This is a genomic window from Pseudomonas sp. Pseusp16, from assembly GCF_047324915.1.
Taxonomy (GTDB): Bacteria; Pseudomonadota; Gammaproteobacteria; order Pseudomonadales; family Pseudomonadaceae; genus Aquipseudomonas; species Aquipseudomonas fluorescens_CD.
In genome coordinates, this window is the sequence record NZ_CP168522.1 from 789509 (window position 1) to 813177 (window position 23669).

A 23669-nucleotide genomic window follows, 5' to 3' on the forward strand; every position below is an offset into this window, starting at 1 on the left:
TGCGCTTTCCGATGCGCCCCACTTTTTCATTGCCATGTACTGCCTATATGTCCTGAACCTGGCGGATTTGTATCGCTGTGTAAGGTGGCCGGGGGAAATACAGTTCGATACAAAGCGCTTGAATGCCTTCGACCGGGGAGGGTGTGGCGGTCAAGCCTGGCGTTCCACACTGAATTTTCCGGTGGCGTTATTGACTGCAAACCTCCCACACGCACCCGCGCAGCCAGCGATGCGCCGGGTCGGCGTCCATGCGCGGGTGCCACAGCATCGAAACCGTGATCGGTGGCGTGGCGAACGGCAGGGCAAAGCAATGCATCCCCTGGCACAGGTTGCCGGCGTGCCGCTCCGGTACGCTGGCGACCAGGTCGGAAGCCCGCGCCAATGCAATCGCGGAAGAGAAACCGGCAACGATGGTGACGATGTCCCGCTTCAGCCCCAGCTCATTCAAGGCGTCGTCCATGACGCCTTTTTCGTGACCCCGGCGTGAAACCAGAATGTGACGGGCGTCGGCATAGCGCACAGCTGTCATTGCACCTTTTGTCAGTGGGTGATCCTTGCGCACGACGCCAATGAACCGATCGCGAAACAGCATCCGGGTGCGTACTTCCGGGCTGGTCGATTCGCCGATCACACCGGTTTCCAGGTCCACCGAGCCGTCACGCAGCAAGGTGCTGTCCTTGTTCAGCTTCTGCACGAAATTCAAGCGGACACCGGGCGCCTCCTGGTGGATGCGTGCGATGAGCTGCGGTCCGAAGTTTTCCACGAAGCCGTCGCTGGTGCGCAGGGTGAACGTGCGGGTCAGTTGATGGAGATCGAGCGCCTCGGCGGGGCGCAGGACGGCTTCGGCGTCCTGCACGAGCACACCGACGCGTTCACGCAACTCCAGCGCCCGAGGCGTGGGAACCAGCCCGCGCCCGGCCCGCACCAACAGCGGATCACCCGTGGTTTCGCGCAATCGCGCCAGCGCCCGGCTCATGGCCGACGGGCTCAGGCGCAAACGCTGCGCCGCCCGGGCCACGCTGCCTTCCTCCAGCAAAACGTTCAGGGTGATTAACAGATTCAGGTCTGGCATCGGAAATACCTGTGGGAGCGGGCTTGCTCGCGAATGCGGTGTGTCAGTTGACACGTGTATTGCCTGACACACCGCTTTCGCGAGCAAGCCCGCTCCCACATGGGTTCGTCGCTATGTGGCGTCTCGTGCATGAATAAACTGCAAATGCTGCGTCTTCCGCCATGTTATGGCCGAGCTTAGGCTTGGGACAACCTATTTGCGGAGTCGCGAGAGAATGAAGTCCATATCGATTCGGGGAGCCTTGGCCAGCCTGTCGTTATCCATGTTGCTGTCGTCCCTGGGCACCAGCATTGCCAACGTTGGCCTACCGGCATTGGCCGAGGCGTTTTCAGCGTCGTTCCAGGCCGTGCAGTGGGTGGTGCTCGCCTACTTGCTGAGCATCACGGTGTTGATCGTCAGCGTTGGCCGGCTCGGCGATCTCATTGGGCGGCGGCGGTTGCTGCTGATCGGCATTGCGCTGTTTACCGTTGCCTCGATCCTGTGCGCAATGGCGCCCGGTCTGTGGCTGTTGATTGCTGCCCGGGCGTTACAGGGCATCGGCGCGGCCACCATGATGGCGTTGTCCATGGCAATGGTGAGCGCGGCAGTGCCCAAGGAAAAAATGGGCAGCGCGATGGGCGTGCTCGGCACGATGTCGGCAGTCGGCACTTCCCTGGGGCCGACACTTGGCGGCGTGCTGATCGCACAAGTGGGATGGCAGGGGATTTTTCTGCTCAACGTACCCTTGGGTGTCCTGGCGCTCGGGCTTGCCTGGCGCTTTTTGCCAGTGGATCGCCACGAGATGACGTCCAATCGGCCAGACTTCGACGCACTCGGCACGCTGGTATTGGTCCTGACCCTGCTGGCCTACACGCTGGCCATGACCCTTGGGCACGGCAGCTTCGGCCCGCTCAATACCGCGCTGCTGCTGGTCGCGGTGATCGGCTTGATCCTGTTCGTGTTGGTCGAGCAGACGGCCACGTCGCCGCTGGTCAAACTGACGATGTTGCGCAACCCGCGGCTGAGCGCAGGGTTCGCCATGAGCACCCTGGTGACCACGGTCGTCATGGCCACCCTTGTGGTCGGCCCGTTCTATCTGTCGGGTGCGCTGGGTTTGAAGGCGGTGAGTGTCGGGCTGGTGATGTCGGCCGGCCCGCTGGTGGCGGCATTAGCCGGTGTGCCCTGCGGGCGGCTGGTCGACCGACTGGGCGCGCAGCGTTCGAGTGCGGTCGGGTTGATTGCCATGTTGGCCGGCGCAGCCATCCTGCCGGCCGTGCCGATGAGCCTCGGCGTACTCGGCTACCTCGCGCCGCTGGTGGTGCTCACGGCCGGCTATGCGCTGTTCCAGGCGGCGAACAATACCGCCGTGCTGTCGGACATTGCGCCAGAACAACGTGGCGTGATCTCCGGTCTGCTCGGTCTGTCACGCAACCTGGGGTTGATCACCGGCGCTTGCGTGATGGGCGCGGTGTTCGCCTTCGCCACGGCCAGCAGCAACATTGTGCAGGCACCACCGGAAGCGGTCGCGCAGGGGATGCGGGTCACGTTCGCCGTCGCGGCGGCGCTGGTTGTCGTGGCCCTGGTCATCGGCACGCTCAGTCAATGGGGGTCACGGCGCCTGGCAACCTCGTGCTGAAAAACGGCGCGACTGTCGTGAAAACGACCTGTTTGCGCTGAACGCGAAGCCTCGCGAGTTTTCTGTTGAACGAGTGTTCAGTCTCGACTATGTTGGGGGCCACCTTCCCCCGGCTGGTTGCGGGCTTGCGTTTCTTCAATTCGAACGAGGCACTGGCATGCGGTTTTCACCCTTTGTTGAGCGGATCAGTGGCCAAGGCGTTGCCGCCTGGGATATTCACTACGCGGCCAATGCGGCGCAGCGCAACGGCGAGGACGTGATCATCCTCAGCGTCGGCGACCCGGATTTCCCCACCCCCGATTTCATTACCGACGCCGCCATCCACGCCTTGCGCGAAGGGGATACCCACTACACCGAAATCGCCGGCCGCCAGGCCCTGCGCGAGGCCATTGCCGCCCGCTACAGCCGGTTGACCGACCGCGAACTGCAGGCGTCCAACGTCATTCTCACGGCCGGTGCGCAGAACGCGTTGTTTGCCACCTCAATGTGCCTGCTTGGTGCCGGCGACGAAGTGATCGCCTTCGATCCGATGTACGTGACCTACGAAGCGACGCTCAAGGCGTCCGGCGCCACGCTGGTGCGGGTGCCCTGTGCGGCGGACTCGGGTTTCCGCCTCGATGCCGCCGTGTTGGCCAAGGCCATTACCCCGCGCACCCGGGCGATTTTCTTCTCCAACCCGAACAACCCCACTGGCGTGGTGCTCAACCGCGAAGAGCTGCAAGCCATCGCCGACCTCGCCATTGCCCATGACCTGTGGGTGGTGGTCGACGAGGTCTACGAGAGCCTCGCCTACGAGCGCGAACACCTCAGCCTGGCAGCGTTGCCGGGCATGGCCGAGCGCTGCGTGGTGATCGGCAGCCTGTCGAAATCCCATGCCATGACCGGTTGGCGCATCGGCTGGGTCGTGGCCAACGAAGCCCTGGTCAATCATGTCGAAACCCTGGTGTTGAGCATGCTCTACGGCCTGCCCGGGTTTGTCATGGAAGCGGCGCTCAAGGCCGTGCAGGCCTTTGATGAAGTCACCCACGGCATGCGCGAGATCTATCGTCGGCGCCGCGATCTGGTGGTGTCCGGCCTGGCCGATTGCCCGGGCATCAGCGTGCTCAACCCCGATGCCGGCATGTTCGTGCTGGTCGACGTGCGTGCTACCGGCCTGACGTCGCTGGAGTTCGCCTGGCGCCTGCTGCGCGAAGCCGGTGTCTCGGTGCTGGATGCGGCGGCATTCGGTGAGCCGGCCCAGGGTTTTGTAAGGCTTTCGTTCACCCTGAGTGAAGAGCGACTGGCCCAGGCATGCCAACGCATTCGCGACTTTGTCCGGGTGCTGAACGGCGAAGCACCGAGGCCAGTGATCGGCACGGTGACCAGTACCGCAACCGTCGAACCGGCAGCGGCCAAGACCATGATCGAGGTCGATCGCCTGCACAAACGCTTCGGCAATATCGAAGTGCTCAAGGGCGTTTCCCTGACCGCCCGCGAGGGCGAAGTGATCTCCCTGATCGGTGCCAGCGGCTCGGGCAAAAGTACCTTGCTGCGCTGCATCAACATGCTCGAAGTGCCGGACCAGGGCCGTATCCTGGTCGATGGCGAAAGCATTCACCTCAACCAGAATCGTCCCGGCGCACCGCTGGTGTCGGACGCCAAACAGCTGGTACGCATCCGTTCCAGCCTGGGCATGGTGTTTCAGAACTTCAACCTCTGGCCCCATCGCACGGTGCTGGAAAACCTCATCGAAGCGCCGACCCAGGTCCTGCGTGAAAGCCGTGCGGAGGCCACCGAACGGGCCGAAGCCCTGCTCGAACGCGTCGGGCTTGCGGCCAAGCGCAACGAGTACCCGGCGTTTCTCTCCGGGGGACAGCAACAACGGGTGGCCATCGCCCGGGCCCTGGCCATGCGGCCCAAGGTCATGCTGTTCGATGAACCCACCTCGGCACTCGACCCGGAACTGGTCGGGGAAGTGCTGCGGGTGATCCGCTCCCTCGCCGAAGAAGGCCGGACCATGATTCTGGTGACTCATGAAATGGCCTTCGCACGCGATGTCTCTTCCAAAGTCGCCTTCCTGCATCAAGGGCTGATCGAGGAAACCGGTTCGCCGGACGAAGTGTTCGTACACCCACGCAGCGAGCGCTGCCGACAATTCGTCAACGCTCATCAGACTCGCTAACTCATCATAAAAAGACGGGAAAACAACATGGGAAATCGACGTTTTGCAAACTGGTTGACCGGTGCGGCCTGCGTATTGCTGGCTGGCATGAGTGCGGCACAGGCGCAGCCGATCAGGTTCGCGGTGGCAGCCGAACCCTATCCGCCGTACACAGAGAAGCAGGCCAACGGTGAATGGAAGGGCTTTGAAGTCGACCTGATCCACAAGCTGTGCAGCGAAATGAAAGCCGATTGCGAGATCAAGGAAGTGGCGTGGGACGGCATCATTCCGTCGCTGCTGGCGAAGAAGATCGACGTGATTTTTTCCTCGATGTCGGTGACCGAAGAACGCGAAAAACAGATCGCCTTCAGCAAGGCCTACTACGATTCGGCGATTGCCGTGGTCGGCCCGAAAGAGTCGTCGGTGAAGAAGTACCCGGATGACCTCAAGGGCAAGATCATCGGCGTGCAGAACTCGACCGTGAGCGCCAGTTACCTGAAGACCTACTACGAAAAAATCGCCGACGTTAAGTACTACGACACCCAGGACTCGGCCAACGCCGACCTGATTGCCGGCCGCATCGACCTGATGATGGCCGACGGCACTGCCATGGCCGCGTTCGTCAAGACCCCGGATGCCAAGGACCTGGCCTACCTCGGCACCGTGCCATATGACCCGATCTTCGGCAAAGGCGTGGGCGCTGGCTTGCGCAAGGACGACACCGAACTCAAGGCCAAACTGGACAAGGCCATCCAGCAATTGCTGGCGAGCAAGGACTACGACGACCTCTCCCAAAGCTACTTCGGCACCAGCGTGAAACCTGCGTTCTGATGAACTGAACGCAACCCCCTTGTAGGAGCGAGCTTGCTCGCGATGAACGCAAGTGCGCCGCGGTTTTTCTGAATGACCGCGTCATCGTTGACGTTTTTCGCGAGCAAGCTCGCTCCTACAGGGGGCCGTGTCCTCCAATTGGAGAGTGAAATGCCGGCAATGTTCGATCTGATCAATTTCACCGAACAGGGATGGGGCAGTGCGCTGTTGAAGGGGCTCTGGATGACCCTGCAGATTTCTGCCGGGGCCTTTGTGCTCGGGCTGGCCATCGGGCTGGTGGTGGCTTGCCTCAAGCTTGGCGCGCCGAAGCCGATTGCGGCGCTGATGCGCGGCTACACCACGTTGTTCCGTGCGGTACCGGAGTTGCTGCTGATCCTGTTGCTGTACTACGTCGGCTCCATGCTCCTCAATTCGTTGATGACCCGGCTCGGCTACGGCGTGGTCAATGTCAGCGGTCCGCTGGCCGCCATCGTGGTGCTGGGGCTGGTGCAGGGCGCCTACGCCTCGGAGATTTTCCGCGCGGCGATCCAGGCGATTCCCTTCGGCCAGATCGAAGCGGCCAAGGCGTTCGGCCTGAGCGGTTTCGGCCTGTTCCGTCGGGTCACGCTGCCGATCATGGCGCCTTACGCCATGGCCGGGATGGCCAACCTGTGGATCAACCTGATCAAGGACAGTGCGCTGATCAGCGTGGTCGGCACCAACGAGCTGCTGTACACCGCCAAGCAAGGCGCGGGGTCGACGCGCCACTATCTGTTGTTCTACCTCACGGCTGCCGCGTTGTATTACGCGGTGACGCTGGCGTCGAACTACCTTTCGGGACGGTTGGAGCGACGCATTCGTCGCTGGATGCCTCTTGTTGACTGAACCGGCAGAGAGAATGAAATGATTCCAGCGTGGATAGTTGAATACGCGGCACTGTTGGGCCGGGGGCTGCAAACCACCCTCGCGATCCTGTTGGTTTCCAGTGTGCTGGGTTTTGCGTTGGCGATCCTGGTGGCGCTGGCGCGGATCTCGAAAAACAAGGTGATCGCCAAGGTCAGCCTGTTCTACACCAGCGTGACCCGCGGGACACCGTTGCTGATCCAGATCTACATTTTCTACTACGGCCTGGGCAGCCTGTTTGCCCAGTTCCCGCTGATTCGCGGCAGCTTCCTCTGGCCGTACCTGCGCGACGGATACTGGTACATCGTGTTCGCCCTGGTGGTGTCGGTCGGGGCTTATGTCGGCGAAGTGATTCGCGGTGGCCTGCTGGCGGTGCCGAAGGGCGAAATGGAAGCGGCCTCGGCGTTTGGCATGACCGCGCGCCAGTCCTTGCTGCGGGTGCGTTTGCCCCGGGCGATGCGCTTGTTGCTGCCGACCCTGGCCGGGGAAACCGTGATGCTGCTCAAGTCCACGGCTCTGGCCTCGACCATCGCCGTGATCGACCTGCTCGGCGCCGCCAACGTGGTCCGCGCACAAACCCTGCAGGTGTACGAACCCTTGCTGCTGGTGGCCGGTGTGTATGTCTGCCTGACGTTCCTGATCGAAGCGCTGTTTGCCTTTGCCGAGCGGCGTGGGACGCCCGTGCGCAGGTCAGCCTGATGAGTTCGCCAAGAGTTGACCGCTCGCTGCAGAGCATTGGCCTGTGCACGTTGGGTTATGCATTCCTGTCGCTGCAGGATGCGGTCATCAAGTGGCTGGTGGCCGACTATTCGGTGGTCACCATTCTGTTCTGGCGCGCCGCCGTGGTGGTCGTGGCAGTGTTGCTGGCGGGGCGTTTGCGCGTTATCCAGCAGGCCTGGCACTCACCGAGCCGGCGCCTGCTAGTGGTGCGCGGCTTGCTGTCGATCGTGGCCTGGGTGCTGTACTACACGGCGGCCAGGGACCTGACCCTGGCCGAGATGACCACCCTGTATTTTTCCGCGCCGATCATGGTCACGGTGCTGGCGGCGGTGATTCTCAAGGAGCGCGCCAGCGGCTGGCAGTGGTTCAGCCTGATCGTCGGTTTTGTCGGGGTGGTCATTGCCTGTCGCCCCGACAACATGACCGACCCGTTGCCGATCGTCCTGACCCTGCTGGCGGCGATGTGCTGGGCGTTCACCTACATCCAGTTGCGCCAGGTGGATGAGCAGACGTCAGTGCTGGAGCAGATGCTGATCACCAACGTGGTGTTCGTGATTTGCATGACGGTCGCGTTGCCGTGGACCCACACACCATCGCCGACGCCCGCCTGGCTGGGCATGCTCGGCGCCGGCCTGGTGGGCGGTATCGGCCAGTTCCTGTTGTTCGCCAGTTTCCGCCGCGCCACCGCGACCTTGCTCGCGCCGTTCGAATACACCGGGCTGATCTGGGCGTTTGCGCTGTCGAGCCTGGTCTGGGGCACGCTGATGGATACGTCGCTAATGATCGGTGCCGGGCTGATCGCGGTCAGCGGCACCCTGGCGATGATCTTCGGCCGGCACTCGTCACAGGACGTCGTCGGTGCCGAATGCTCCGTGACGCAGCCCCTTTATCCAGCAACGGCAGATATGGAGCCCGTTGGCGGCGCTGAAGGTCTCGGGGTTGAGGCACCACTCGAGCCAGAGACCGTCGAGCATCGCCGATAAGCCGATGGCCGCCAGGCGGGTGTCGTGAATCACGAAGCCTTCGCTGGCCGCCAGCCCGTCGAGCAACTGGCGGATCAGGTCAAGGTAGGCGCGGTAGCTTTTTTCGTGGGACTGGCTGACGTGATCGGAGTGGCGGATCAGGCTCCAGAACACCACCCACACGCCGAGCAGTTTCGGGTCCATGACCCTGGGCGAGAACGAGCCGACCAGGAAGGCATCGATCTTCTGCGCAGGTGTTTCGGCCTGCTCGATTTCCAGCAGCAGGGCAGCGGTCAGTTCGCTCGCGAGCCGCTGGTAGGTTTCAGCGATCAGGGCCTCGATGCTGCCGAAGTGATGGTTGAGCAAACCCACGGACACCCCGGCCTCGGTGGCAATGCGGCGCACGGAGATCCCGGCGTGACCGTCGCGGCCCAGGCAACGCAGGGTGGCAGCCACCAGCATTTCGCGGCGGTCATCGGGTTCGGCGCGGCGGTTTTTCGGGGCGTCGGCTGTCACGAGGCTGTCCTTGGGTGAGGTTCCACGTTGCCGAGCTTAGTTGAACGTCTGTTCAATCACCAGCCTCGACAGCAGCGATACAACGTTTTTCAACGTTCATGACGGGAGGGAAAGCCAATGCCGCAGGATCTTTCATTCAGCGTTTGCAACAACAACGGCGATGCCGTGCAGGTCGGCGCCTGGCGTTACGCAGGCGATGGCAGCGGGCCGAACGTGCACCTGCAGGCCGGCGTGCACGCCGATGAAATCGCCGGGATGCTGGTCCTGCACCTGCTGATGCAACGGCTTCAGGTCGCCGAGACCCAAGGCCGGCTCAAGGGCAACATCACCGTGGTGCCGCAGGCCAATCCGCTGGGCATCGGACAGTTTCGCCAGGGGCGGATTCTCGGGCGCTTCCATGACGCCACCGGGCATAACTTCAATCGCGCGTTCGACCAGTCGGCGGCCATGGAGCGACCTTCGACCTGCGTCCAGCAATGGCAGAAAAAACTCGTGCAACTGGCCGCCCCGGCGGATGTGATGCTCGACCTGCACACCGATGACGAGGCCTTGCCATACCTTTACGTGCACCGCAGTTTCTGGCCCCGTGGCCGTGAACTGGCGGCGGCAATGAAGATGGACGTGGCGATCATCTGGGATGACGGCGGCGATGGCTCCTTCGAAGAAACCATCATCGCCCCGTGGCTGCGCGAAGGCGTCACCGGGCAGCGCATGGCGTCAACCCTGGAGCTGCGCGGGCAGGGCGATGTCAGCGACCGTTTCGCACAATCGGATGCCGAAGGGCTGTACAACTGGCTGTGCGGTTGCGGCGTCATCGATGAGTCAGTGGCGCCTGCCGACTGGCCTGTCGAGGCGGTGGAAATGGGCCACATGGAAACCATCATCGCCCCGCAACCCGGCGTGCTGATCTTCGAAAAAGAGCTGGGGGATTTCGTAGAGGAAGGCCAGCGCTTTGCGCGGATCCTCAGGACCCCGGGCGATCCATCCTCCGAAGTGGTGCTGCACGCCGAGCAGGCGGGACGGCTGGTGACGCGCTATCGCGACCGCCTGATATCCCAGGGCATGGGCGTGGCGAAATTCACCGGCAGCCGGGTGTCGCGCAACTGGAGTGGCGGGTTGCTTGATCCGAATTGAGGGTTTGAGCTTCAGGCCTGAAGATATGTAGTTGCGGCTGCTGAGTCAGAAGGCTTCATGAGCAGCCGCTTTACCCTGTTACTTAGTGCATGGCGACGTCGGTGAACTTGAGCATTAGATACTCACTGTTTTTATCCTGAAAACTCAGTTTGATCGCTGGGGTTTTGCTCAACTTGCTGTTGCTTTGCTGAAACAGCAACGTCACCCGTGTCGGTACGTTGCGAACCAGCTGAAACTGTCTGTAATAGTAGTCCTCGACTTGGCCGACTCGAATCGACTCCGGTTTGAGCGGGCCACCAGACTCGTCGAACATCCGTGTGCCATCTTCGAATCGAAAGATGCGGTCCACATTGAGGTTGGTGAGTTCGAAGGTGCAGGTTGGCAATCGCCCGATATTCTCGCAGCCCAGCAGCTCAAAGCGGACGTTGTCCAGAACCTCCATGCGTTTTCCGAGCAGGTTGTTGCCTTCGTTTTCGACCATTTTGGATTGAACCTTGGCAAACTCGAACGACGGTTTGGCGTATTCGGTGCCCAGGATGAAGAAGCCAAAAGACAGGCCTATCACCATGCAAAACTGCAGCACTCCTCTGATCACAGGTGTGAAATTACGGATCTGCCAGCCAATGGAAATGGCGCTCAGCAGCAGGAATGTACTGACCACCAACACCACGCTTTTCCAGCTGATGAAGCTGAAGCCGAACACGCTTGGGTCCGGTACGGCATAAGTGATCAACGCCCATAAGCCACTCAGCACAACACCGAGACCTGCCATGCCACGGGTGATCAGCGAAGTGATTTTTTGCGTGCGAGTAACGGGTGCGAGTAAATCCTGCTGAGGCATCAACGGTGCCAACTCCTTGTTTTGTAGCCGGATCAGCCGTCCTTGAGGAGCGGCGGGCTATTGCAGTAGAAATCCCTGGGATGCCAAGGCAGGCGTCAATTGTGGCATGTTGCCACTATCTAGTCATCGGCCCAGCCCTTTTTTACCGGACCACCCAAATCCCTGTGGGAGCGAGCTTGCTCGCGATGGGCCGCGCAGCGGTCCAAAAAAAGGTGGCCGCACAGCCCAACGCGAACAACATCACTCGTCACAGCAGACGGCATCTACTCAGGCGGATCAATCTGATCCAGCACCCGGTTCGCCGTGATCTCCGCCAACATCACACTGTTGGAAATCCCCAGCAGGGCATTACGCGATCCGCCGTCCAGATGATCGACCAACTGGTGCACCATCACATCGACCGAGGCCAACGTCTCGACCAGATACACCATCAGGGTTTCGGTATCGACCTTGGGATCGACGGTAAACAGGGAGCCAGGCGTGCGCGGTGTGGCTTTGATGTCGGCAGTCGATGGGGATGTCGGATCGGTGTCCGGCGGGTTGGGGGTGACTTTGAACATGGCAACTCTCCGTCTACGAGTTAGAGCTGCACCATTCGGTTCCAAGCGAAGGGTGGCAGCTGTACGCAGGTTGGAACCCGGGGTAAACGGAACCCGGCAGACCCGAAGGTCTCCCACGCACAGCCGCCATAACGGAGTACACGCTCAAAGCATGCAAGCATTGTTATGAAGGGCGCCATGCACCGTTTATTCATCAGGGTTCCAAGCCTGGTCGCTGAATGGGCAACGACGCGGAGACGATAGAGACCAGGGGCAGGGCGCACAAGCCGGCGGATTCTGGCGTAACCGTAGGCAACGACGCAAGGTGTTGTGGCTTTCAGGAAATAACCTACAACCTTTTTAAACGCGCGCTCTCGGGCAATTCTGTGGGCACGGTCTACGCGAGGTGAATTATGAAATTCGAGGAGGCATCTGACGTATGGTTTGAGGTTTCCGCCGTCGGGTTAGTGGCCTACGATTGTTCTCGCAGCAGCCAGCTCTCGATCAGATGCGGACACTCTGCGCACAATCTGATTTCGCTCCTGGAAATCGGTTTTTATTTTGGGGGCGATCAACTTGGTTAAATATTCTCAGGCAGTAGCGGCATTTGGCCACTTTAAACACGTCTAACTGTGCCAGAATCCCCGTTTGCCCCCACCTGCCAAGGATAGGTATGAGCTTTTTCGACCGTTTGTTCGCCTTCCGACAGAGCGATGTCCGGACTCCTTTTGAGGATTTTCTCACGGAACTCTTTGCCGAGTGGCTACGCCAAGTCACGCTTTCTGGCCGAATTGGGGAGGTATTGACCGGCCTTTTCAAACTGACACCGACCCAACTCGGAGAAATGAGCAATCTCAATGCGATTGTCTGGGAAACCCAACACGTCATAGGCCCAGGCCACAGGGCGGAAGGGAAACGTCCGGACCTGATCGGGCGATGCTCTGATTTTTTCCTGATTATCGAAAGCAAGATTGCAGCTGGATTCACCCAGTACCAAGACGAACTGGGGGAAGCCGATCAACTGACCCTGTACCAGTCCTACTGGGGAGATCGGAAAGAGAAATATGGCGGCCTTGTTCTAATTACACACTCAACTCTGCCTCCCGCAGACTGGGCTCATCAGACTGTGTACTGGCGTGCCGTAGAGAAGTATTTGCGTGTTTTTACGGACCACAATTCGTCCATCAGTATTTCTGCATTGGATTACCTCACTCAACAATTGACCAGATTTCTTGGAGACAACGGTATGAACGGAACACGTATCGATCTGGCAGATATTACCGCTTACCCAGCCTATCAAAGACTCACGGAAGGGCTCACAGGGCTGGGTAGAATTGCGGATAACTGCCTTAGAATTGAGTTTCAGGGGGCGAGTCTGGAGCAACTTCGGGTTCCTCGAGGCGGGAGTGGTGGAGACTTCATCTCGCCAGCTTTTTGTGGTTTGACGTTAACCAATGGCGGCTACAAATGTCACGATGCCCAACTCATATTGTGGAGTGGCACAGTAGCCGGAAAAATTTACGAGTACCTTAAGCCTGTCACCGAGGGAATTCCGGACCTCTCCGTCGGTATTGGCTTGTGGTTCTATGAGGTAATCAAGGAAGAGGTTCGGAATTACCTGGAGGCGTTGTGCAATAAGCTCAACAGTCAGGCGAAAGGGAAGTGGACGCTTGAAGTCCACTCTCGCGATGGCAGAGGACCGATCATCCTGCTGTCGACCCGTCGATCACTAATAGATTTGCATGTTCAAGCTGCGGGCGGCGACTTGGACGATATCGCGAGTGAATTCTTCTCGACCCAAAGCAAATCACTTCTTGTAGAGCTTTCCTCCCCGTTACAGGGATTCGGGAAGCCCGCTGACCAGTTTCTATTTGAAATGGTTACAGCTGAATGATTTCTAATCGGTAGAAGTTCAATCAAACTCTGACTCGCTGCTGTCTGTCCGCATGGGCTTGATGCGCATGGTAGGCGAGTACGTAGCCGCATGCAGTTGGGCACAGCCCACCTGCATGTCGATTTTCGGTCTCGTGAAGCTGCAATGCTTTCTAGCCAAAAGATTCTATTCGCGACCGAAATCTAGCTGTGTTGATTCCACGTTCCTGTCCAGATTTTTTTTACGCTCAACATCCCACAACCCCTGCGCGCAAAAACACCTCTGACCCACCGAAATCCGCCTTTCGCGTATCTCTGTGTATCAAGACGCGGAATCGTCATACAGCCATACAAAACCCACTCTTCACGGATACAGCCGGGATACACCACGGGGGCCAAATAGACCTGCCAGAGCGAGATGCCCAACGCACCTCGCAACCAGGTTCATTAACCCTTGTGGTACGACCAATAGTGGTCCAGCCACGCCATTGATCCGGAGTATCAACATGTCTCGTATCCAGTCGAACAAAACCCGTATTGGCCTGCTCGCCGTTGCACTCGTCGGCGGTATCAACTTCGCGTCCACCGCGTTTTCCGCTGAAGCCTTGCCTCAAGGCTATCAACTGGCCTCTGCGGAAAAGACCAGCGAAGGCAAATGTGGCGAAGGCAAGTGCGGCGCCAGCGAAGCCAGCGCGCAAAAGACCCAGGCCGAGGGCAAGTGCGGTGAAGGCAAGTGCGGCGATGCGTCCTTTGCACGCACCGACGCCGACCATGACGGCCGCGTGTCGCTCAAGGAACTGCTGGCGGTAGCGCCAAAGGGGGGCGAGGAGTTCAAGGCGATGGACACCAACGGCGACGGTTTCCTGTCCGAGGGTGAGGTGTACAAGTTCCGCACCAACCAGTACGTCACCAATGGCAAGAAAGTACCGACCGAGTTGTTCACCAAGTTGAGCCAGGCTAAAGACTGATCGGCCGCAAACAAAAACCCCTTCCTGCGTTGATGCGCAGGAAGGGGTTTTTGCGTGGGTAGTGTTGGGTTGGTCGTCAGGTGCGAAATTGCACTGCATTTGACTACCGGTTGCATCGGATTTGACCAGCAGGATTTGTAACCATGACCGGCAGAGAGCGGCCAAAAGCAGCCTGTCGATGTTGCTACAACACCAGAGGCGACTCACTCTCAAGGACTCCCCCAATGCTTTGGGGCTCCTCATCACAGCGCAGCAACGAGCAGCTCCAGTCAAGCGAGGGGTTTCGTCCAAACCGGGAAACGTAAGCCCTCCACTTTCTTGTCCGGCACGATGAACCCCAGGCTGTACCTCGCCCGCGTGATAGCGACATACATCTTGTTCTGGGCCGTTTCGGCATCCTCAGGAAAAGGAGTCATGCCATCCAAGACGAAATGCATCTGGCTGTCCGCCGGCAGAATTAGCACGCGATCAAAACCCAATCCTTTGCTGCCGCCAAAGTTGTAGCAGCGAGCTTGTGCAGGAAGAAACTTTGTCCCAGACGCCACGTTCCAGCGCAGTACCATAGGGTCGTATGCCGCGATGTAATCGGTGACGTCTGATTGCTTGACGATGAAAGCGCCAAGGTGGTGGGTGAACTCAGGCGGGACATCATGAACGGCTGACTCAGTCGCCTTATAGGCGCCCTTATGCACCGCATCGGCGATCGTACAGATTGCTTGGATGCACCGCCAATTGAGCACGAGCGCCTCTTCTTTGAAACCCATGGACTTGAACGCTGCAATCTTCTCTGCAGCCGTTTGAGGCGCCTTGTGGCCAAAAGTTGTCTCATACACAGTCTGCCTGAAGTCTCCCACGCAAGTAATGGGTGACTTCATTGCCTTGTTCAGAGCCTTGAGCACCTCGTAATCCCATCCAACCAAATCTTGAACCTCATCGAAGTACACTTGGCTATAGATATTGCCGAGACGAACCGCTGCAGCATTCTTCGAGGCCTTCATGATCCGGGTCGCCAGCTTCGCCAGGAAGCCTGTGTGGGCCTTCGTCTTGCACTGAGTCAGGAAGTGGCTTGGATTGTAGCTCTTGTCATCCAACTGCTCTTTGCGCCCGGGAAACATGTAGGTTGATCCCGGCTTCAGATGAGGATTGCGTTCGTTGAAGAATATTCCGTCGATCCGCTGCGCAAACAGAACTTGCTGATACGGCCTTACCATGTCTTCTAGGTAGAACGAGAACAGGCCTTTCACTACGAACCGATTACTGTGTTGACCAAAAGCAGCCAAAAATCGGTGCCGCAGTTCCTGCTGGTTGCTCGTGGTATAAGTCACCACCAGTACCTTGCCCCCGCGGTTGATCTCCGCGATAGACTCGGTAATGATCTTGTGGGTCTTGCCTGACCCCGCACCGGCTATGCACAGTGTGTTAGACAAAGTTCAGCACCTCACCGAGGAAAGCGGGGTACTTAAATGGCTCGCTAGTCTCAAACAACTTGATGGCCGAATCGACCTTCTTCTTCCCCTTGCCATCGCCATCCGCGCTCTTAAACCATTCAACGATAAAAGCACGCTTGTCATCGAATGTCGGCTCCGCGACTAGCAGATTGTATGTCTTGGTCGAAAGTACGATTTTCGCAAACGCCACCAGCTCTTTTTCCGATATAGCATTTGCCGAGATCATGGCCGGCTCCAACGAAAACTCACTATTGTTCGTCGATGAGATCAGCTTGATGTTCGGGTACGCCGCGTACTCCTTTTGTGCTTCAACAACGTTGTTAGCATAATCACCATCATTGTCTCGCAGAACGTTCACTGCAGTGCCTATCTCTTTGCCGATCTCGATGAACGTCTTGAAGCCCACACCGCGCACTACGATTATGTCGATCCCATCCTGCTCAGGCAGGCGCCCCTTGTTGTTATCCTTATAAATTTTCTTGAGAACCAACTCATCAGATGGCCCTTCTACCAACACTACCTTCTTGGACAGAGCGACACGCAGAGTATCGTAGCCTGGTAGCCGTTTCAGCGTCTTCACCACCTCTTTGTCTAAGAGGTGCAGTCGCTGATATGAATCATGGAGCAAGCAGATCTTGTCAATGCTCAACTTATTCAGCACATACGAACTGTGGGTAGTGAGGAACAGTTGCTTGCCGTCTCGCTGATCTTCGATATCTTGTACAAGCCTGCTCAGTTCGATGTGGGACAGGTGATTTTCTGGTTCTTCCATCATCACAAGGTCAATGTCTTTCGACTTGTTGTGGAGGGCTAATTTGATCTGCACCTTGCTCTGTTCACCCTTTCCAATCATGTGGAAAGGCACGGCATCCACCTCAAGCTGCAAACCATTCTGGAGAGCGCCGGCCGGCATCGTGTTAGCGGCAATGGTCAGTTTTTTGTCAGTGATTTTGTTATCAGAATCCAAGTCCTTGTTGACTGTTTTCACCTCATCAGTACCGTTGAAGGTCTGTAGGGTCTCACGGTAGTTGAGGCTCAGGCGGTACTCTTCGTCCTTCTTGAGTGCTGTACTCAGGACATTCGAGATGTACTGATTCTTGCCGAAGGTGGGATGGATGCGAGTCGGGTCGATGTAGAGCGCCCGGAATTGTTTGGTCATCGGTTTGATGACGTTCCAAGCAAAATCCATCCATTCTACTTTGTAGAACTCCACTGGGATGCTGGTTATCGGAGCTCCGGCGGCCATGTAGTCCCGGTAGGCATCTGTGAAATCTGGATCGAAGCTTGCTTTGACCTGAACCCCCTGAGCATCTTTCAGTAGGCTGTTGTTCGTGCCTCGGTAATCAGGCACGTTTTTCATATATGCCTCAATCACGAGGACTGGCAAGTCTGCAGGGGCCTTCGGGGAGGCTAGGAAAGCAGCGACTGCGTCGCTGTTGAATAGGTCGGGGGAAAACTCATTGCTGAACGGTCGGCCGCGATACTGGAAATTGAGCACGATTTCCAAGGCTTCAAGGATTGTGCTTTTGCCAGCGTTGTTATCACCAACGAAGATATTTACATCCTCGTTGAACTCAAAAGTTTGATCTTTGAATTTTTTGAAATTAAGCAAACGAAGCGATTCTACGAGCACTTTTCAATTCCCTCTGAGGTGGCAGCGACCAAGTGGGGCAAGGCCAGTCGTGACGAAACGCTATCGTGCGATACATACCTTGTCCAGCGCAGAAACGAAGCGGCGCTGGCCAGTGCATGAAGCCTTTGGCTGAGATGTGAATGGCTGGTTGCGTCATCAGAGGTGAATCGCTCCTGGATTTTTAGACGCTCTGACGGGTCGCAATGGGCCGTTTTCTGCCGATCATAGCCATAAAACACGGCAGTCAACTCCATGCAAATGCCTGCCCAGCACAAACGCAATCAGGTCAGCAAGCCCATGCAACTCCCCATCACACCTTAACCCACCGCTGCCGACTCCAACTACTCAACCCATCAACCGCAAACACCAGCACCAACATCGCCAAAATCACCGTACTGGCCTGCGCCTCCTGGAACAAACTGAGGCTGACATACAGCATCTGCCCCAAACCGCCGGCACCGACAAAACCGAGCACGCTGGCCATGCGGATGTTGTTTTCCCAGCGGTACAGGATGTACGCGAGCAGCTGTGGAAACAGGTTGGGCAGGGTGCCGTAGCAGAAGGCCCAGACGACATTGCCGCCCTGCAAGCGGATGGCTTCGGCCGGTTGCGGTGGGGTGTTTTCCAGGGCTTCGGCGAACAGACGGCCGAGTACGCCGGTGGTGTGCATGGCCAGCGCCAGGGTGCCGGCGTTCGGGCCGAGTCCGGCGGCCAGCACCATCAGTGCGGCCCACACCAGTTCGGGAATGGCACGAAGGGCGTTGAGCACAAGGCGCGATGCGCTCTGCAACGGCCAACCGAAACGTCCGGCCGCCGGCAGTGCCAGGAGCATTCCGAACACGGCGGCGAGCAGGGTGCCAAGGGCAGACATGGCCATGGTTTCCACGGCGCCACGGCCGATGGCTTGCAGATGGCCAGCGCTCAGGTCCGGGCTGAGAAATCGCAGCACGTAGGCGCCCATTTGCTTCAGGTTGCCACTGCCGGTCAGCTCGCCGAGATCGATACCCAGGTAGCTGAACGAAGCGAAGACCGCTGCGCCGATGCCCAGGATCAGCAGCAGGTTGACCAGGCGATTCATGCGAACCTCCAGCGCAACAGGCGGCTGATCTGATCGGCGAAGAGCACCAACAGGAGAAAGGTCAGCAACATGCTCGCCACTTCACCGCCGGCGAACATGCGCAACGACAAGTCGATCTGCTGGCCCAGCCCGCCGGCGCCGACGAACCCCATCACCACGGACGCGCGGATCGCACATTCCCAGCGATACACCGTGTACGACAGCAATTCCGCCCCGACATTGGGCAGGATGCCGTAGCAGAAGGCCGCCAGCCGGCCACTGCCGGCTTGCAACAATGAGTGGACGGGGCGCTGGTCGACCGACTCGAAGATTTCCGCGTAGACCTTGCCCAGCATGCCGCTGTAGGTGATGGCAATGGCCAGCACCCCGGCCGTCGGGCCAAGTCCGACGGCGCGCACGAACAACAGGGCCCAGACGATTTCCGGCACGCTGCGCAGGAAAATCAGCAGCCCGCGCACCGGCCAGCGCAACAGCCGGCCCAAGGCGCTCGGGCGACCGCTGCGCGAGGCGGCCGACAGCGACAGCGCCCGGCTGGCCAGCAGGCTGGCGGGCACGGCCAGCAGCAAGGCCAGGGCCATGCCGGCGGTGGCGATGGCCAGTGTCTGCAGCGTGGCTTGCCACAGCAACTGGAGGAATTCTTCGCCATGGGCGGGTGGCCAGAAGGCTGAAACAAAACGGCCCATCTCACTCTGGCTGTCGGCCTTGAGCAGCACACCCAGGTCCAGTTCGCTGAAGTGGATGCCGGGCCACAGCAGGGCAAGCGCCAACAGACTGAGCAACAGACGGGGCAGGGTGGCCGGGTCTCGCATATCACGCGTCAGCATCGGGGAATCTGCACACTCAAGGGCACCACCGGGACGGGCGGCGATTGCAGTTGCTCGTTGGCGTAGAGCTTGTCGAGCAGCGCGTGGTCGACGTCGCTGGCGGGCAGGTCGAACAGGACCTGGCCGTCGCGCAGGCCGATGATGCGCGAGAAGTGCGTCAGGGCCAGATCCACGGCATGCAGGCTGGCGACCAGTGTCACCTTGTGTTCCCGTGCGTGGCGGCAGAGGATCGACAGGGTGTGCCCGGCCAGTACGGGGTCCATCGCCGACACCGGCTCATCGGCCAGCAGCACTTCGGGGGCCTGGTACAGCACGCGGGCAATGCCCACGCGCTGCAGTTGGCCACCGGACAATTGCTGGCACTGGGCGAACAGCTTGTCACTGAGGTCCAGCTTGAGCAGTGCCGCCCGCGCGCCTGGAACATCCACCGGATGCAGCAGGCTCAACAGGCTTTTGGCGAACCCCCATTGCCCCAGCTTTCCGGCCAGCACCGCCGTGACCACCCGTTGCCGCGGTGGCAGTGGCGGCGCCTGATGGACCAGGCCGATGCGTGCGCGCAAGCGCTGGCGCTGGCGGGCGCCGAGCTGCCAGGCGTGCTCGCCGAGCACCTCGACCGTGCCGCTGCCGGGGCGCAGGGCGGTCGCCAGCAGGTTGAGCAGGCTCGACTTGCCGGCACCGGACGGCCCGATGATGGCGACCTGCTCACCGGCAGCGATGTGCAGGTCGACCTCATGCAGCGCACGCACGCCATTGCCGTGGGTGAGGCTGACCCGGTTCAGATGCAATGTCATTTCAGCAGGTCGGCAGCGCGCGCGGCTTCCTCGATGCCCTTGTAGTTCTCAGGCTTGGTCTCGATGAAGCGGCTGGCGGCCTGCAGGTCCAGAATGGCTTTTTGCTCCGGGTTGGCCGGGTCGAGCGCGAGCAAGGCTACCTTGATCTTGTTGGCGAGGGCCGGGTCGAGGGTACCGCGCACGGTCCAGTTGTAATCGAAGTAGGCCGGCGTGGTGGCGAAGACCTTGACCTTGTCGGTGTCGACCTTGCCGGCCTTGACCAGTTTTTCCCAGACGCTGGCATTGAGTACGCCGGCGTCCACCTTGCCTGCCTGAACCCAGGCGACCGTGGCGTCGTGGGCGCCGGAGTAGCCAACGCGGCTGAAGTAGGTTTCCGGCTTGATGCCGTCCTGCAGCATGAAATAGCGCGGCATCAGACTGCCGGAAGTGGAAGACACCGAACCGAAGGCAAACGACTTGCCCTTGAGGTCGGCCAGCGACTTGACGGCCGGGTCGGCGGTGATGAATTTGCTGGTGAACTGGGCATCCTGCTCACGCTGTACCAGTGGAATGGCATTGCCGGTTTTCAGTCGCGCCTGCACGAACGTGAAGCCACCCAGCCAGGCCATGTCGATGCGGTCAGTGGCCAGGGCCTCGACCACCGCCGGGTAGTCGGAAACCGGCACGAACTCGACTTTCATGCCCAGCTGCTGCTCTAGATATTCGCCCAGTGGCTTGAACTTTCGCAGCAATTCGGTCGGGGCTTCGTCAGGAATGGCGCTGACCTTGAGGGTGTCGGCAGCCTGTGCCAGCAGGGCGGAAAAGGATAGGGTCAGGCCGACGGCCAATGCCAGGGTACGTTTGAGCATGGAAGTTCTCCGGTTCAATAGCGGAAAAATGTCGATGCGCCCCGCACAAGCTGATTGCTGCACGACGCTTCGTGAGGGTAGACGAAAACGCCGCGATTATAGGGACTCTTGCTTGCCAGACCAGCAAAACCTGTAGGAGCGAGCTCGCTCGCGATGGTCGTTAACGATGCCGCGTGTTTACTGACTAAGCGCGGCGTTCTTGAGTCCATCGCGAGCAAGCTCGCTCCTACAGGTACGGGTACAGGTACGGGTACGGGTACAGGTACAGGTACAGGTACAGCGTTTACGGTGTGCCACCATTCAGGTGATTTACATCCTTGCCAACGCCTGCGCCAGATCGGCCCGCAAGTCCTCGACATCCTCGACGCCCACCGACAACCGCACCAACCCGTCGCCAATCCCCAGTTCCGCGCGGGTGTCGGCGGGGATGGTGGCGTGGGTCATGATCGCCGGGTGTTCGATCAGGCTTTCCACGCCGCCCAGGCTCTCGGCCAGGGCGAAGATCTTCACGCTCTCGAGGAAGCGTTTGGTGCCCGCCAGGTCGCTCTTGATATCGAGGGAAATCATCCCGCCGAAACCGCGCATTTGCCGTTGCGCCAGTTCGTGCTGTGGGTGTGACGGCAGGCCGGGGTAGTAAACCCGTGAGACTTGCGGTTGGCGTTCCAGCCACTGCGCCAGGTCCAGCGCGTTACTGCAATGACGCTCCATGCGCAATGCCAGGGTCTTTACGCCGCGCAGGGTGAGGAACGCATCGAACGGGCCGGCGATGGCGCCGACGGCGTTTTGCAGGAAGCCCAGGCGCTCGGCCAGTTCGGCGTTCTGCCCGACCACGGCGATGCCGCCGATCACGTCGGAGTGGCCGTTCAGGTATTTGGTGGTCGAGTGCAGCACGATGTCGAAACCCAGTTCCAGCGGGCGCTGGATCCACGGGCTGGCAAAGGTGTTGTCGGCCACGCAGATGATGCCGCGCGCGCGGCAGGTGCGGGCGATGGCGGCCAGGTCGGTGAGGCGCAAAAGCGGATTGCTCGGGGTCTCGACCATGACCATCCGGGTGTCGTCCTGCAGGGACGCCTCGAACGCCGCCAGGTCGGTCAGGTCGACGAAGCTGAAGCGGTGCCCGGCACTGCGCTGGCGCACCTTGTCGAACAGGCGGAAGGTGCCGCCGTAAAGGTCGTTGCCGGAGACGATGTGCGAGCCGGCGTCGAGCAGTTCCAGCACCGTGGAAATGGTCGCCAGGCCCGAGGCGAACGCAAAGGCCCGGGTGCCGCCTTCCAGGTCGGCCACGCAGCGTTCCAGCGCCCAGCGCGTCGGGTTGTGCGAACGCCCGTAGTCGAGGCCTTTGTGCACCCCGGGGCTCTGCTGCAGGTAGGTGGAGTTGGCATAGATCGGCGGCATCAACGCCCCGGTCGACGGGTCCGGCGTTTGCCCGGCATGGATCACGCGGGTGGCGAAGCCGCGCGGCGGGGCGTTTTCATCGTGCTGACTCATGGCAGGGATCTCCGCAGGTGGTTGAGCATGTCGGTTCGGGTAATCAGGCCGTGGAATCCCGAGGCATCCTGAATGATCGCCACCAGCCCACGGCCCAGCTCTGCCTCCAGATCAGCCAGCGTGGCGTCGGGGGACAGGGTTTGCAGCTTGTCGGTCATGGCGCTGGCCACGGCTTTACGGAAGTGCGCAACGTCTTCATGCACCCCCAGCAGGATGTCGGACTCGTCGATCACGCCCACCAGTTGCTTGCCGTTCACCAGCACCGGCAGTTGCGACACATCCGCCAGGCGCATTCGCTGGAAGGCGGTGAGCAGGGTGTCGTCGGGGCCGACGCTGATCACCCGGCCGTCCTCGAAGCGCCGCGCGATCAGGTCGCGCAAGTCACCGTATTGCTTGCGTTGCAGCAGGCCCTGATCGTTCATCCACTGGTCGTTGTAGATCTTCGACAGGTAACGCGTACCGGTGTCGCAGACGAAGCTCACCACCCGTTTCGGCGTGGTCTGTTCGCGGCAGTAACGCAGTGCGGCGGCCAGCAGGGTGCCGGTCGAGGAACCGCCGAGAATGCCTTCGGCGCGCAGCAGTTGGCGGGCATGGTCGAAGCTTTCTTCATCGCTGATCGAATAGGCGTGGCGCACGCTGGACAGGTCGGCAATAGACGGAATGAAGTCCTCGCCTATGCCTTCCACCGCCCACGAACCGGGGGTGCCGAGGGTGCCGCTGCGGCTGTACTCGGCCATCACCGAACCGACCGGGTCGGCCAGGACCATTTCCAGGTCCGGCTGCACGCGTTGGAAAAAGCGTGTCAGCCCGGTCAGGGTCCCGGCGGAACCGACGCCGACGACGATGGCGTCCAGATCATGCTGGGTCTGCGCCCAGATCTCCGGCGCGGTGCTGTATTCGTGGGCCAGCGGGTTGGCCGGGTTGTTGAATTGGTCGGCGAAGAACGCATCGGGAATATCCGCGGCCAGCCGCGCGGCGACATCCTGGTAGTACTCGGGATGGCCCTTGCCGACATCTGAGCGGGTGATGTGCACCTCGGCACCCATGGCCTTGAGGTGCAAGACCTTCTCGGTGGACATTTTGTCCGGTACCACCAGCACCACCCGGTAACCCTTGGCGCGGCCGACCAGGGCCAGGCCCAGGCCAGTGTTGCCGGCAGTGGCTTCGACGATCGTACCGCCGGGCCTGAGGCGGCCATCGCGTTCGGCGGCATCGATCATCGCCAGACCGATACGGTCCTTGATCGAACCGCCGGGGTTCTGCGATTCGAGTTTGAGAAACAGCGTGCACGGGCCGGTATCGAACCGGCTGACCCGTACCAGGGGTGTATTGCCGATCAGTTCGAGCACGGCAGGGCGGGAGTTGTCAGGCATGTCGTCACTTCCTTGCGCAAATACGCACTGGGTGGACAGTGGCCTGCGATGTGCCATCAGGCATCGATCGCAGGCATTGCATCGCTAGGACCAT

Annotated in this window: 20 protein-coding genes and 1 pseudogene; 9 read left to right on the forward strand and 12 right to left on the reverse strand. The window is 60.1% G+C overall.

Annotation, left to right across the window (positions count from 1 at the left end; genetic code table 11):
- Positions 1 to 187: 187 nt before the first annotated feature.
- Positions 188 to 1072 carry a LysR family transcriptional regulator gene (locus ACEN8Q_RS03435; RefSeq protein WP_413704509.1) on the reverse strand — a complete coding sequence of 295 codons (885 nt, stop codon included), beginning with the start codon at positions 1070 to 1072 and terminating at the stop codon, positions 188 to 190.
- A gap of 166 nt (positions 1073 to 1238) precedes the next feature.
- On the opposite strand from ACEN8Q_RS03435, the gene ACEN8Q_RS03440 reads away from it, so the two are divergent.
- From ACEN8Q_RS03440 to ACEN8Q_RS03465, 6 genes are all read left to right on the forward strand, one after another.
- The gene (locus ACEN8Q_RS03440) at positions 1239 to 2687 is read left to right on the forward strand and encodes an MFS transporter (RefSeq protein WP_413428185.1); all 1449 of its coding nucleotides are present in this window, start codon (positions 1239 to 1241) and stop codon (positions 2685 to 2687) included.
- Between the two features lie 157 nt (positions 2688 to 2844).
- Positions 2845 to 4848, forward strand: coding sequence for an aminotransferase class I/II-fold pyridoxal phosphate-dependent enzyme (locus tag ACEN8Q_RS03445; protein WP_413428186.1), 2004 nt, complete (start codon positions 2845 to 2847; stop codon positions 4846 to 4848).
- Between the two features lie 27 nt (positions 4849 to 4875).
- A complete protein-coding gene (locus ACEN8Q_RS03450) occupies positions 4876 to 5658 on the forward strand; it encodes a transporter substrate-binding domain-containing protein (RefSeq protein WP_413428187.1) in 783 nt (260 codons plus the stop codon).
- A 150-nt stretch (positions 5659 to 5808) separates the two neighbouring features.
- On the forward strand, positions 5809 to 6522 hold the full coding sequence (locus tag ACEN8Q_RS03455; RefSeq protein WP_413704510.1) for an ABC transporter permease: 714 nt from the start codon (positions 5809 to 5811) through the stop codon (positions 6520 to 6522).
- Between the two features lie 18 nt (positions 6523 to 6540).
- Complete coding sequence (locus tag ACEN8Q_RS03460) at positions 6541 to 7239, forward strand: ABC transporter permease (RefSeq protein WP_413704511.1); 699 nt, start codon at positions 6541 to 6543, stop codon at positions 7237 to 7239.
- Positions 7239 to 8243 carry a DMT family transporter gene (locus ACEN8Q_RS03465; protein ID WP_413704512.1) on the forward strand — a complete coding sequence of 335 codons (1005 nt, stop codon included), beginning with the start codon at positions 7239 to 7241 and terminating at the stop codon, positions 8241 to 8243. Before ACEN8Q_RS03460 ends, ACEN8Q_RS03465 begins: the two co-directional genes overlap by 1 nt.
- On the opposite strand, the pseudogene ACEN8Q_RS03470 reads toward ACEN8Q_RS03465, so the two are convergent.
- Positions 8199 to 8684 (reverse strand): annotated as a pseudogene (locus tag ACEN8Q_RS03470) (TetR family transcriptional regulator C-terminal domain-containing protein); the annotation flags it as partial. The gene ACEN8Q_RS03465 and the pseudogene ACEN8Q_RS03470 sit on opposite strands and share 45 nt — an antisense overlap.
- Positions 8685 to 8855: 171 nt before the next feature.
- Between ACEN8Q_RS03470 and ACEN8Q_RS03475 the strand changes: the two are divergent.
- Positions 8856 to 9872, forward strand: coding sequence for a succinylglutamate desuccinylase/aspartoacylase family protein (locus ACEN8Q_RS03475; protein WP_413704513.1), 1017 nt, complete (start codon positions 8856 to 8858; stop codon positions 9870 to 9872).
- An 82-nt stretch (positions 9873 to 9954) separates the two neighbouring features.
- On the opposite strand, the gene ACEN8Q_RS03480 is transcribed toward ACEN8Q_RS03475, so the two are convergent.
- Both ACEN8Q_RS03480 and ACEN8Q_RS03485 read right to left on the reverse strand, forming a co-directional pair.
- Positions 9955 to 10713, reverse strand: a complete 759-nt coding sequence (locus ACEN8Q_RS03480) for a hypothetical protein (protein ID WP_413704514.1) — start codon at positions 10711 to 10713, stop codon at positions 9955 to 9957.
- Between the two features lie 263 nt (positions 10714 to 10976).
- Positions 10977 to 11273, reverse strand: coding sequence for a DUF6124 family protein (locus tag ACEN8Q_RS03485; RefSeq protein ID WP_413704515.1), 297 nt, complete (start codon positions 11271 to 11273; stop codon positions 10977 to 10979).
- A gap of 652 nt (positions 11274 to 11925) precedes the next feature.
- Here ACEN8Q_RS03485 and ACEN8Q_RS03490 point away from each other — a divergent pair.
- Entirely contained in the window at positions 11926 to 13146 is a 1221-nt protein-coding gene (locus ACEN8Q_RS03490) for a hypothetical protein (protein WP_413704516.1), read from the forward strand.
- A gap of 484 nt (positions 13147 to 13630) precedes the next feature.
- The gene (locus ACEN8Q_RS03495; protein WP_413704517.1) at positions 13631 to 14092 is read left to right on the forward strand and encodes a hypothetical protein; all 462 of its coding nucleotides are present in this window, start codon (positions 13631 to 13633) and stop codon (positions 14090 to 14092) included.
- A gap of 269 nt (positions 14093 to 14361) precedes the next feature.
- Here the strand turns inward: ACEN8Q_RS03495 and ACEN8Q_RS03500 are convergent, their stop codons facing one another.
- The 8 genes from ACEN8Q_RS03500 to ACEN8Q_RS03535 form a co-directional block, all read right to left on the reverse strand.
- Positions 14362 to 15519: a UvrD-helicase domain-containing protein gene (locus ACEN8Q_RS03500; protein WP_413704518.1), complete on the reverse strand. Its 1158-nt coding sequence runs from the start codon at positions 15517 to 15519 to the stop codon at positions 14362 to 14364.
- Positions 15512 to 17173 (reverse strand): ATP-dependent nuclease, encoded by a 1662-nt coding sequence (locus ACEN8Q_RS03505; protein ID WP_413704519.1) that lies wholly within the window; start codon positions 17171 to 17173, stop codon positions 15512 to 15514. The genes ACEN8Q_RS03500 and ACEN8Q_RS03505 overlap by 8 nt, the downstream gene beginning before the upstream one ends.
- A 310-nt stretch (positions 17174 to 17483) precedes the next feature.
- The gene (gene phnE / locus ACEN8Q_RS03510) at positions 17484 to 18251 is read right to left on the reverse strand and encodes a phosphonate ABC transporter, permease protein PhnE (protein ID WP_413704520.1); all 768 of its coding nucleotides are present in this window, start codon (positions 18249 to 18251) and stop codon (positions 17484 to 17486) included.
- Positions 18248 to 19075, reverse strand: a complete 828-nt coding sequence (locus ACEN8Q_RS03515; RefSeq protein WP_057396660.1) for a PhnE/PtxC family ABC transporter permease — start codon at positions 19073 to 19075, stop codon at positions 18248 to 18250. Before ACEN8Q_RS03515 ends, phnE begins: the two co-directional genes overlap by 4 nt.
- Positions 19069 to 19866 (reverse strand): phosphonate ABC transporter ATP-binding protein, encoded by a 798-nt coding sequence (locus tag ACEN8Q_RS03520; protein WP_413704521.1) that lies wholly within the window; start codon positions 19864 to 19866, stop codon positions 19069 to 19071. Before ACEN8Q_RS03520 ends, ACEN8Q_RS03515 begins: the two co-directional genes overlap by 7 nt.
- Positions 19863 to 20714 (reverse strand): putative selenate ABC transporter substrate-binding protein, encoded by an 852-nt coding sequence (locus tag ACEN8Q_RS03525; protein WP_413704522.1) that lies wholly within the window; start codon positions 20712 to 20714, stop codon positions 19863 to 19865. The genes ACEN8Q_RS03520 and ACEN8Q_RS03525 overlap by 4 nt, the downstream gene beginning before the upstream one ends.
- Before the next feature lie 309 nt (positions 20715 to 21023).
- A complete protein-coding gene (locus ACEN8Q_RS03530) occupies positions 21024 to 22202 on the reverse strand; it encodes a trans-sulfuration enzyme family protein (RefSeq protein WP_413428361.1) in 1179 nt (392 codons plus the stop codon).
- Positions 22199 to 23575: a pyridoxal-phosphate dependent enzyme gene (locus ACEN8Q_RS03535; RefSeq protein ID WP_413428362.1), complete on the reverse strand. Its 1377-nt coding sequence runs from the start codon at positions 23573 to 23575 to the stop codon at positions 22199 to 22201. Before ACEN8Q_RS03535 ends, ACEN8Q_RS03530 begins: the two co-directional genes overlap by 4 nt.
- Between the last annotated feature and the right edge of the window lie 94 nt (positions 23576 to 23669).

Bases quoted from the DNA above. Each gene is read 5' to 3' on its own strand.
- ACEN8Q_RS03495 (WP_413704517.1), top strand. From the start codon at position 13,631: ATGTCTCGTATCCAGTCGAACAAAACCCGTATTGGCCTGCTCGCCGTT.
- ACEN8Q_RS03475 (WP_413704513.1), top strand. From the start codon at position 8,856: ATGCCGCAGGATCTTTCATTCAGCGTTTGCAACAACAACGGCGATGCC.
- ACEN8Q_RS03450 (WP_413428187.1), top strand. From the start codon at position 4,876: ATGGGAAATCGACGTTTTGCAAACTGGTTGACCGGTGCGGCCTGCGTA.
- ACEN8Q_RS03525 (WP_413704522.1), bottom strand. From the start codon at position 20,714: ATGCTCAAACGTACCCTGGCATTGGCCGTCGGCCTGACCCTATCCTTT.
- ACEN8Q_RS03455 (WP_413704510.1), top strand. From the start codon at position 5,809: ATGCCGGCAATGTTCGATCTGATCAATTTCACCGAACAGGGATGGGGC.
- ACEN8Q_RS03445 (WP_413428186.1), top strand. From the start codon at position 2,845: ATGCGGTTTTCACCCTTTGTTGAGCGGATCAGTGGCCAAGGCGTTGCC.
- ACEN8Q_RS03535 (WP_413428362.1), bottom strand. From the start codon at position 23,575: ATGCCTGACAACTCCCGCCCTGCCGTGCTCGAACTGATCGGCAATACA.
- ACEN8Q_RS03485 (WP_413704515.1), bottom strand. From the start codon at position 11,273: ATGTTCAAAGTCACCCCCAACCCGCCGGACACCGATCCGACATCCCCA.
- ACEN8Q_RS03440 (WP_413428185.1), top strand. From the start codon at position 1,239: ATGGCCGAGCTTAGGCTTGGGACAACCTATTTGCGGAGTCGCGAGAGA.
- ACEN8Q_RS03480 (WP_413704514.1), bottom strand. From the start codon at position 10,713: ATGCCTCAGCAGGATTTACTCGCACCCGTTACTCGCACGCAAAAAATC.
- ACEN8Q_RS03530 (WP_413428361.1), bottom strand. From the start codon at position 22,202: ATGAGTCAGCACGATGAAAACGCCCCGCCGCGCGGCTTCGCCACCCGC.
- ACEN8Q_RS03435 (WP_413704509.1), bottom strand. From the start codon at position 1,072: ATGCCAGACCTGAATCTGTTAATCACCCTGAACGTTTTGCTGGAGGAA.
- ACEN8Q_RS03520 (WP_413704521.1), bottom strand. From the start codon at position 19,866: ATGACATTGCATCTGAACCGGGTCAGCCTCACCCACGGCAATGGCGTG.
- ACEN8Q_RS03490 (WP_413704516.1), top strand. From the start codon at position 11,926: ATGAGCTTTTTCGACCGTTTGTTCGCCTTCCGACAGAGCGATGTCCGG.
- ACEN8Q_RS03465 (WP_413704512.1), top strand. From the start codon at position 7,239: ATGAGTTCGCCAAGAGTTGACCGCTCGCTGCAGAGCATTGGCCTGTGC.
- ACEN8Q_RS03515 (WP_057396660.1), bottom strand. From the start codon at position 19,075: ATGCTGACGCGTGATATGCGAGACCCGGCCACCCTGCCCCGTCTGTTG.
- ACEN8Q_RS03460 (WP_413704511.1), top strand. From the start codon at position 6,541: ATGATTCCAGCGTGGATAGTTGAATACGCGGCACTGTTGGGCCGGGGG.
- phnE (WP_413704520.1), bottom strand. From the start codon at position 18,251: ATGAATCGCCTGGTCAACCTGCTGCTGATCCTGGGCATCGGCGCAGCG.